Annotated in this window: 1 pseudogene; it reads right to left on the bottom strand. The window is 44.4% G+C overall.

Annotated features, from left to right (window positions below):
- Positions 1-410: pseudogene (locus tag HC176_RS16975) on the bottom strand (DNA ligase-associated DEXH box helicase); the annotation flags it as partial.

The following is a 410-nucleotide window of genomic DNA, read 5'->3' as shown; positions in this document are numbered from 1 at the left end:
TGATGATCGGGAAGGCAAAAGGTGTGGGTTTTTCACATTGTTTCCAAACCAATTTCTGTTCCGAAATGCGTTCCATGGCCAGTCTCAATCTTCCTTCCTCCAACTGGTGCTCGAATGTCTCCCTAAACGCCTGCTGAAACAATAAATTGTCCGGCTCATAATCCCTGAAAACACTAAAAAGCAGCTGCGAATTCGACTGCAAATGTTTGGTCTTGATCATCTTATTGGGAAAGCCTGTAAATACCATTCCGGCGATCACGGCAATATCACGAAATTTCCGCCGCGCCATTTCTGTTGCGTTTAAACTTTTCTGAAGATCATCCATCAGGTATTCCGCAGAAAAAAGGTCGTTGTCGAAAACCTGCTGCATGTCGATCTGCTGATCTGAAAGCAGCTCAAATCCGTAATCA

The sequence above is a fragment of the Tamlana crocina genome (genome assembly GCF_012037625.1).
The sequence above is the reverse complement of the archived record's forward strand: the minus strand, read 5'-3'. Positions and strand labels throughout refer to the sequence as shown.